General features: G+C 65.7%; 8 protein-coding genes. 4 read left to right on the top strand and 4 right to left on the bottom strand.

What is annotated here, in order from left to right:
- From ACSGDB_RS06700 to ACSGDB_RS06685, 4 genes are all read left to right on the top strand, one after another.
- Positions 1-220 (top strand): LGFP repeat-containing protein (locus ACSGDB_RS06700; protein WP_434993729.1); only part of this gene is annotated, 220 nt, incomplete at its 5' end.
- Positions 221-460: 240 nt separating this feature from the next.
- A complete protein-coding gene (locus ACSGDB_RS06695; RefSeq protein ID WP_434993728.1) occupies positions 461-1126 on the top strand; it encodes a glycosyltransferase family 2 protein in 666 nt (221 codons plus the stop codon).
- Between the two features lie 4 nt (positions 1127-1130).
- Positions 1131-1484, top strand: coding sequence for a DUF2304 domain-containing protein (locus ACSGDB_RS06690; protein WP_434993727.1), 354 nt, complete (start codon positions 1131-1133; stop codon positions 1482-1484).
- A 118-nt stretch (positions 1485-1602) separates the two neighbouring features.
- The gene (locus ACSGDB_RS06685) at positions 1603-3573 is read left to right on the top strand and encodes a DUF6541 family protein (RefSeq protein WP_434993726.1); all 1971 of its coding nucleotides are present in this window, start codon (positions 1603-1605) and stop codon (positions 3571-3573) included.
- 34 nt (positions 3574-3607) lie between these two features.
- Here the strand turns inward: ACSGDB_RS06685 and ACSGDB_RS06680 are convergent, their stop codons facing one another.
- From ACSGDB_RS06680 to glf, 4 genes are read right to left on the bottom strand one after another with little or no spacing between them, the layout of a single operon-like run.
- Positions 3608-4336 carry an ABC transporter ATP-binding protein gene (locus tag ACSGDB_RS06680; protein ID WP_434993725.1) on the bottom strand — a complete coding sequence of 243 codons (729 nt, stop codon included), beginning with the start codon at positions 4334-4336 and terminating at the stop codon, positions 3608-3610.
- Positions 4337-4338: 2 nt separating this feature from the next.
- The gene (locus ACSGDB_RS06675) at positions 4339-5202 is read right to left on the bottom strand and encodes an ABC transporter permease (RefSeq protein ID WP_434993724.1); all 864 of its coding nucleotides are present in this window, start codon (positions 5200-5202) and stop codon (positions 4339-4341) included.
- Between the two features lie 32 nt (positions 5203-5234).
- Entirely contained in the window at positions 5235-7262 is a 2028-nt protein-coding gene (locus ACSGDB_RS06670; protein ID WP_434993723.1) for a glycosyltransferase, read from the bottom strand.
- Positions 7259-8446, bottom strand: coding sequence for a UDP-galactopyranose mutase (glf, locus tag ACSGDB_RS06665; protein ID WP_434993722.1), 1188 nt, complete (start codon positions 8444-8446; stop codon positions 7259-7261). The genes ACSGDB_RS06670 and glf overlap by 4 nt, the downstream gene beginning before the upstream one ends.
- Positions 8447-8594: the final 148 nt, after the last annotated feature.

The raw sequence follows: 8594 nt of genomic DNA, 5'->3' as shown, positions 1-8594 counted from the left end.
GAACTACCAGCGCGGCGCCATCCACTGGACCACCGCCACCGGCGCCCACGCAACCCTCGGCGCCATCCGCAGCACCTGGGCCGGCACCGGCTACGAAAGGGGACGCCTCGGCTACCCCACCGGACCCGAGACCTGCGCCAACAACCGCTGCACCCAAACCTTCCAGGGCGGCACCCTCACCTGGACCCCCACCACCGGAACCCGCATCACCTACAAATAACCCCCGGCTAACGGCTCGGCGCGAGTCACTGAGCGTCCCGATAACGAGTACGCAGCGGCGAGGAGGAACCCCTGACCTGTTCGGTCAGGGGTTCCTCTCCTTTTAATGCACTTCGCCTGCTGGCAGCGTCGGGCAGGTGGCGACCGGACCGCTCCCGGAAGGCACCGTCCGGGCAGGAACAGCGCCGGCGTCCGGGCGCCGTCGGGGCGCTCGGCGGAGGCACTATGGGATACTGAGGCAGTGAATCGCACCTGGGTCGTCATTCCGATGTACAACGAAGCAACCGTCGTCGGCTCGGTCATCGAGGATCTCCGCCGCGTCTTCCCGTACGTCGTGACCGTCGATGACGGCAGTTCCGACGGCTCCCAGGACATCGCGCGGGCAGCCGGAGCCGTGGTCGTGCAGCACCCCATCAACCTCGGTCAGGGAGCCGCCCTGCAGACCGGTATCGAGTTCGCGCTGCAGGACCCCCTGATGCGCAATGTCGTGACGTTCGATGCCGACGGACAACACCGCGTGGTCGACGCGGCGGCGATGGTCGCGCGACTGGACTCGGGAGAGGCCGACATCGTCCTCGGCTCACGGTTCCTCGACAGCAGGACCCAGATCGGCCCTGTGAAGCGCCTGGTGCTCAAGACGGCCGCCGTGCAATCGCGGCTCGCCACGGGACTGGATCTGACCGATGCCCACAACGGCCTTCGGGCCATGAACCGGGACGTCGCCTCCAAGATCCACCTGACCCAGAACCGCATGGCTCATGCCTCCGAACTGGTGCACCAGATCGCGGAGCTGAAACCGCGCTGGGCCGAACACCCGGTCGAGATCATCTACACCGACTACTCGAAATCCAAGGGTCAGTCGCTGCTCAATTCCGTCAACATCCTCGCCGAACTCTTCTTTAGGTGACTACGTGCTTCTGATAGTCCAAATCGTCCTCGTTCTCGCCGTGATCCTGGTGTCACTGGTGCTCATGCGCGGCGGAGCCAACGCCCGTCACCTGGCCATCCGGCGGATCATGCTCATGATCTTCGCTGTTTCCGCTGTCGCCTCGATCTTCTTCCCGAGCGTCCTGACCTCCGTGGCGTCCTTCCTGGGCGTGGGCCGGGGTACGGATCTGGTGCTCTACGCGACCATCGTCAGCTTCTTCGTCTTCATGGCCACGACCTATCAGCGCTTCCGGCACGCCGAGAACGCCCTCACTGCCCTCTCCCGCCGTATCGCCCTGGATGAGGCGCCGAAGCCCTGGGTGGATGACCGCCAGTAGTCGCCGGGTTCCCCCACGCCTCGCGTGATACCGTCGACGGGTTCCCCTGAGTACGGTGAACCACCCCCGTCAACGTCAGCGCTCCTCAGCGTGACGAACCTCAGATGCAGGAGTACCCATGTCCTGGTGGGACGCACTTCCGGCCCTCGTATCAGCGGCGGCGCTGCTCACCCTGCCCGGGCTCGCGCTCTCGGCGGCACTCAACGTGCGGGGACACCTCGCATTCGGACTGGCACCGGCGTTCTCGGTCGCGTTGGTCGGCGTGTCCGCAGTGGCACTGTCCTCCGTAGGGATCCCATGGTCTGCAGGGAGCTTCGCGGCGACTGCCCTCCTCCTCTGCCTGATTGCCGGCCTGGTGGCACGCCTCACGTTCCGTGAGAGCAGGCGCTCCATCTCCTTCACCGTCGACCGGCAGACGCTGCTCGGTGCAGCGGCAGGCGTGGCCCTGGGTGGTGTTGCATCGGCATACAACCTCGCGAGGATCTTCGACCACCCCGACAACATCGCGCAGCGATACGACAACGTGTTCCACCTGAACGCGGTGCGGTGGGTGATCGAGCAGGGAGACGCGTCCACGCTGACGCTCGGCCGGATGATCACCCCGACCGCCGACATCGCGCTCTACCCTGCTGCCTGGCATGGGCTCGCCGCCCTCGTGGCGGAACTGACCTCCCAGCCCGTATCGGTCGCGACGACCACCCTGAACCTGGTGATCGCGTCCCTGGTCTGGCCGGTCTCGATCGTCCTTCTTGCCCGCGTCCTGTTCGGACCGAACATCGCGATCCTGGCGATCACCGGCATCTTCTCCGCCGGGTTCGCGGCCTTCCCGATGGGCCTGATCGACTTCGGGCCCCTCTACCCGAACCTCCTCTCCTACGCCGTCCTCCCAGCGGCGCTCGCGCTGGTGATCCTCCTCCTGAGAGTGGGCCCGCAGGACGCCACCGATCAGGGCATCGTCGCGTTGTCCCTCGTCGTCGCGAGTGCGGCGCTGCTCCTCGCCCAGCCGAACGGTTTCACGGCGCTGCTGGCTCTGTCGCTGCCCGTAGCCGCCTACAGCTGGTGGCGCTGGGCGCAGGAGAGGACCGCACGGCGCGGCGCCAGGGGCGCGCTCCTCCCCCTCGTCATTGCGGTGGTCGCGGCCGGGTCCTTCGCCGTCGTGTGGCAGGCGATGCTCATCGGCTACAACACCTGGCTGCCGTTCACCCGCTATGCAAGCGCCATCGGGCAGGCCCTGACGAGCGCCCCCCATGGCCGCAGCATCCCGGTTGTCATCGCGATCTGCACTGCTGTGGGGGTTGCCGTGCTGTTCACGCGAAGCGGGCTGCGCTGGCTGCTCGGTGTCTACGCCGTGGTGGTCGCCCTCTACGCCATATCGGCCGCGGAGCCACGAGGCTCCTTCCGGATCCTCACGACCGGTAGCTGGTACCAGGACCCGCAGCGACTCGCCTCCCTCCTTCCCATCCCGACCGTCGTGATCGCCGCGTTCGGCGCGAGTGCCATCCTCACCTGGTGCTGGGCGAGGATCAGTACCACTCCGCTGGCTCCGGCGCCGGTCGGCAGGTACCTGGCCGGCGGCATCGTGGCAGTCCTCGCGCTCGTCGGCGGGCTCCAGAGCCAGCGCGGCGCGGTGGACGAGATGGTCGTCGAGAGCCGGAGGAACCACACGTTCGAGGGCAACCCGACCATCCTGTCCCTCGACGAACTCGCGCTTCTCGAGCGCGTTGACGACGTGGTTCCGGAGGATGCGGTGATCGCAGTGAACCCGTGGAACGGCGGGTCCCTTGCCTACGCCATCAGCGGCCGTAGCGTGACGCAGTACCACATGAGTTCCGGGGCGCTGCCGCCGGATCTCGACGTCCTCGCCCGGGAGCTCGATGATGCCACTGCATCGTCGGAGGCCTGCGAGATCGCCCGCGAGGACGACGTCGAGTACGTCCTCGATTTCGGCGACTTCTACCTGCTGGATCGGGACCAGGCACGCCTGTATCCCGCATTCGACGAGGTAGCCGACGCATCGAACCTCGAGCTGGTGGACAGCGAGGGCGAGGCGCGCCTCTACCGGGTCACGGACTGCTTCCGGACGAACTAGCCCGCACGCCGTCCAGGACCGGACGGGAGGGGTGTCAGGTTGCCCGGATGTGCGCGATGGCGTCGTCTACGTCGCCGTCCATCACCAGCCGCCCCCGCTCGAGGACGATCCCGCGGTCGCAGACCTTCCGCACCATGTCCAGATCGTGACTGACGACGACGAGGGTTTTCCCCGCCGCGTTCAGTTCCTTGATCTTGGCGAGGCATTTCTTCTGGAAGGGCTCGTCCCCGACCGCGAGGATCTCGTCGATGAGGAAGATGTCCGGGTCGGTGTGCACCGCGACGGCGAAGGCGAGCCGGAGGTACATGCCGGACGAGTAGAACCTGACCTCCGTGTCGATGAACTCGCCGATCTCCGAGAACTCGACAATCGAATCGAACTGGTCCTTGATCTCGCTCTCCGTCATACCGAGGATCGAACCGTTGAGGTAGACGTTGTCCCGGCCGCTGAGATCGGGATGGAATCCGGCGCCCACCTCGATGAGTCCTGCAACGCGTCCCCTGGTACGCACACTGCCCTTGTCCGGCATCATCACGCCGGAAATATGCTTGAGCAGTGTGGACTTCCCCGAGCCGTTGAAGCCGAGGAGCGCAACCGTCTCGCCTTCCTCGACGGTGAAGGACACTCCCTGGAGCGCCGAGAATTTCTGGGACAGGTCACCGCGTCGGCCCTTGATGAGCCACAGGAACGCTTCCTTCATCGACCGCGTATGACGGAGGACGAAGCGCTTCTCGATCCCGCTGATTTCTATCGACACAGCCATGACTAGAGCTCCTGGGCGAATCGGCCTTCAAGCCGGCGGAAGATGAGCTGCCCGACAACGAGCGCGACGATCGAGAGTCCGAAGCCGACCGGGAGCCAGAATGAGAGGAAATGGTCGGGCAGTCCGTGGGTCTGTTCTGCGGTGGGCATCCAGAACGCGTAGTGGAAGGTCTCGACGGCGATGGTGAGTGGGTTCAACAGGTAGATGCTCATGGCCGTGTCCCCCAGTTCGTCCCTGACCATCGTCCAGGCGTAGAGGACGGGCGAAGCCCATGTGGCGATCATCAGGAGCATGTCCACGATGTTCTCGGCGTCCCGGAAGTAGACGTTCACGGCGCCGAAGAGCAGGCCGAGACCCGTCGCGAGGAGCGCTACCGTCAGGAAGCCGATGCCTGCGGCTGCGAGCTGCAGTGCGGACGGCGCCCAGCCCGTGAGCAGGCAGGCGACCACCAGGATGATGACCTGCGGAAGGAAATGGATCCCCGAGACCCAGATGGCCGAGACCGGGAACAGCTCGCGGGGCAGGTAGATCTTCTTGATCAGCCCACTGTTCACCACGATGGACTTCGACGCGTTGCTCAGCGCCTCCGCGAAGAAGTTGATCAGGACGATGCCCGAGAAGAGGTAGATCGCGTAGTTCGGCAGACCCGTCGGGTTCCGCTCACTCTGCTCGAGCCCCAGGAAGATCCCCAGTGCGACGTAGAACACGACGAACTGCACGCCGGGCTTCACGTAGGACCACAGGAGTCCCAGCACCGACCCCCGGTACCGGACCTTGATCTCCTTGTCCACGAGGAGCTTCAGCAGGAACCGGCTCCGGACGACGTCGCGGAGTCCGCCACCGCGCCCGGGCCGGACAAGGTCCACGGCGCCTTCGTCAGGGGTCGAGAGGCCTGATTTCACTCCTTGCCCTCGGCCTGCCTGCGCGCGTCCGCTCCATTCTCTGCGAACGTTCGCTTCCAGGCCTCGCGCGAGGTGACTCGGGGAAGCGCCGTCCGGTAGTCCTCGGACAGTTCATCCCATCGGAGGAGGAGTTTGCGGTGCAGGTCGGCGCTCCGCAGCGCCAGCTCGCGGGCCTTGGCCGTATCCCGCTTGTGCCAGCTGGCTCCCGTGCCGTCGGACGACGTCACCAGGGCCGAGTTCAGCTGCGCGAGACGCCACCACCTGGCGTCGACGGCGGCGATGTGCGCCTCGGGGTTGCGCAGTGCGCTCTCGGGCACTGCTGTCAGCTGATGCACGGCGCCGGCGAGCGCCTTGACCACGGCGGCCGGGCGGGTCCTGGCAGCAGTGGGAGACTTGCCCTTCCGGGGAGGCTTGCTGCGCTTCACCGGCGGGAAGCTCACGACGTCCTTGGAGACCTTCGCGTCGTCGAAACGGGCGCGGGTCGCACGGACCTCCCCCAGTTTCGAGCCGAGCGTCCGGTGCAGGTGATCGGGGCCCTCCAGCACGTCCTCGAGCGCCTGGAGCCGCAGCTCGACCGATGAATACTGCATCGACAGGAGGTGGCGGACATCCACCGCGAAGCTCTCCTTCGGCATCCGGCCGCCCTTCTTGTAGGGCGAATAGATGAGCGTCGCCACCCACCGGTTGCGCTGGTGGTAGTAGGCCTGCCAATCGATGGTGTCGTCCTTCTCCGTCCATGGCATGTGCCACACCGCTGCGCCGGGCAGCGTGACCGTCGTGAATCCGTGCGACTTCGCCCGGATGCCATATTCGACGTCATCCCACTTGATGAAGACGGGCAGTGCGAGACCGACGGTCCTGATCACTTCCTTCGGGATGAGGCACATCCACCAGCCGTTGTAGTCGACATCGACCCGACGATGCATCCAGGCCGTCGTCCTGAGGTTGTTGGCGGCGAAGTCGTGCGCCTCCCACGTGTTCTCGGTCCCGCCGTAGCTGAACCGGTACTGCTGGATCGCCTCACCGAAGTGGTGCATCACCGAGCGCTCGAACAGGTTGAACATGTGGCCGCCGACGATGGTGGGCTGCCGCGTGAAGTCCGCGAACTGCGCGGCCCGAAGGATTCCCTCCGTCTCCATCTCCACATCGTCGTCGAGCAGCATGACGTAACTGGACGCGTCGTCCTCGAGCGTTTCGAGCATGCCGCGCGCGAACCCGCCGGAGCCGCCGAGGTTGGCCTGCTCGATCAGTGCGAACCGGTCGCCGAGGGCGCTCTTGGCCTCGTCGATCCCTGGCTCGTCCCGGACCTTCTGCGTCCCCTGGTCGGTCACGATGACCCGGTGCAGGATCTCGAGCAGGTCGGGAGCCGACGCGAGGATGCCGAGGTTCCGGACGCAGTAGTCCGGTCGGTTGAAGGTGGTGACCGCGATGGACAGCTTCCCGGGCACGAAACCCTCCGGCTCGGGGACGCTCCACTCGGCCCGCTGGAGGACCACGGGGTTGCCGTGCGCGGCGAGGTCGAACCAGTACCAGCCTCCATCACCGAACGCGACGACGGGCAGGTCGACGACGACGTGGCCCGACGCCACGTCCGACGTCCTGATGGTACTCACGCGATTGGCCGTGCCGCGGGCGGTCGACCGGTAGATGGTGACCGTCGCATCGCCGTCGACCTCGACCGACAGCCGGACCCGGCGGATCGCGGTGTGCGCCTGCCAGTAGCTCGCGGGGAACGCGTTGAAGTAGGTCCCGAACGACAAGCGCTCGAAAGCCGGAAGGGCGATGCTCCGCCGATCATTCACGTAGTCCGGGCGCACCTCGGCCGCCACCGTTGCGGACACGGTCCGGGAGTCCGTGGAAGCGCTGTCCGATTCGGCGATCCGCTGCGCGCTGTTGAAGTCGACGTACAGCGGCATGGTGTCCGCATCGGCGTTGTCGGGGAAGACGACGCGATGGATGACCCGCCACGTATGCTCGTCCTCCCTTTCGGCCACGGGGCCCGGGTTCTCCTGCAGCTTGCTCATGCGTCCACTCCTCCGCTTTTCAGCGTCGCTCCACCGGTGAAATGGGGCGTGATCTTGTTGTCGAACATGGACAGCGCCGCTCCGATCGCCATGTGCATGTCCAGATACTTGTAGGTTCCGAGACGCCCGCCGAACAACACGGAGTCCTCGCCGCGGGCGAGGTCCCGGTACGCGGAGAGCTTCTGACGATCCTCTGCCGTGTTGACGGGATAGTAGGGTTCGTCCCCCTTCTCCGCGAAACGCGAGAACTCGCGCATGATGACGGTGGCGTCCTTGGTGTAGTCCCGTTCGGGATGGAAGTGCCGGAACTCGTGGATGCGTGTGTACGGCTCCGGCTCGTCGGGGTAGTTCATGACGGCGCACCCCTGGTAGTCCTCGATGGGCAGCACTTCCTCCTCCAGATCGATCGTCCGCCAGGAGAGGTCGCCCTCCGCGTAGTCGAAGTATCTGTCCACCGCCCCCGTGTAGACGACCGGAACCTGCCCTCGTGTAGCGGCCCTCGAATAGGCGTGGTCCCCGTCGAAGAAGTCGGTGTTCAGGTGCACCGTGATGTTGGGATGCGCCGCCATCCGCTCGATCCACGCGGTGTAGCCGTCGACGGGGAGGCCCTCGTACTTGTCGTTGAAGTACCGGCTGTCGTAGTTGTAGCGAACCGGCAGCCGGGAGATGATCTCCGCCGGCAGGTCCTTGGGGTCCGTCTGCCACTGCTTGCCCGTGTAGTGCTTGATGAACGCCTCGTACAGCGGCCGCCCGATGAGCTGGATGCCCTTGTCATTGAGGTTCTGGGGATCGGTGCCAGCAAACTCCCCGGCCTGCTCCTCGATGAGCGCCCGGGCTTCCGCCGGTCCGAGGGCCGAGCGGAAGAACTGGTTGATGGTTCCCAGGTTGATCGGCATGGGGAACACCTCGCCCTTGTGGCTGGTGTATACCCGGTGCTGGTAGCCGGTGAAGGAGGTGAAGCGGTTGACGTACTCCCATACGCGCTCGTTCGAGGTGTGGAAGAGGTGCGCGCCGTAGCGGTGCACCTCGATCCCGGTCAGCGCCTCGTTCTCGCTGTAGGCGTTGCCGCCGATATGATGCCTCCGGTCGATCACGGCGACCTTGAGCCCGAGCTCGGAAGCGGCCCGTTCAGCGATGGTGAGGCCGAAGAAGCCCGAGCCGACGACCACAAGGTCAGCGTTCACGTAATCAATCCTCCAGAAAGCGGGTTACAGAACATCAGGGAAGCTGCGCAGCAGCGCGTATCTCGGGGGGTGCGATCCAACTCGGAAGAGCGATCGGCCGCGAGAAATCCAACCACTAGGCTACCGGAACAGCTCCCCTGCGTCTGAA

This window comes from Arthrobacter sp. Ld5, from assembly GCF_051172775.1.
GTDB lineage: Bacteria > Actinomycetota > Actinomycetes > Actinomycetales > Micrococcaceae > Arthrobacter_D.
Note: the sequence above shows the minus strand (reverse complement) of the source record. Positions and strands in the feature narration are given on the sequence as shown.

Bases quoted from the DNA above. Each gene is read 5' to 3' on its own strand.
- ACSGDB_RS06685 (WP_434993726.1), top strand. From the start codon at position 1,603: ATGTCCTGGTGGGACGCACTTCCGGCCCTCGTATCAGCGGCGGCGCTG.
- ACSGDB_RS06680 (WP_434993725.1), bottom strand. From the start codon at position 4,336: ATGGCTGTGTCGATAGAAATCAGCGGGATCGAGAAGCGCTTCGTCCTC.
- ACSGDB_RS06670 (WP_434993723.1), bottom strand. From the start codon at position 7,262: ATGAGCAAGCTGCAGGAGAACCCGGGCCCCGTGGCCGAAAGGGAGGAC.